The organism is Cupriavidus sp. SIMBA_020, assembly GCF_046535395.1.
GTDB classification, from domain to species: Bacteria; Pseudomonadota; Gammaproteobacteria; order Burkholderiales; family Burkholderiaceae; genus Cupriavidus; species Cupriavidus campinensis.
In genome coordinates, this window is record NZ_JAWRWU010001255.1 from 1 (window position 1) to 250 (window position 250).

Below are 250 nucleotides of genomic sequence, written 5' to 3' on the forward strand. Positions count from 1 at the left end.
CCTTTTTCTGGAGACCTTTGACGAGGGCAGACGCCACCGAGCAAATCACGAAATAGCATGCACCCGCGAACAGGACCATCTCGACGGTCGTGCCGTCGCGATCGCCGACGTTGGCGGCCGTGCGGAAGAAGTCCGCGAGACTGATCACGTACACGAGCGACGTATCCTGGAACAGGACGATCGCCTGCGTGAGCAGCAGCGGCACCATCGCGCGGAACGCCTGCGGGAGGATCACGAGGCGCATCGCGTG

General features: G+C 63.2%; 1 protein-coding gene. It reads right to left on the reverse strand.

The features are described from left to right. Positions 1 to 250 (reverse strand): ABC transporter permease subunit (locus SB751_RS33525; RefSeq protein ID WP_410749437.1); only part of this gene is annotated, 250 nt, incomplete at both ends.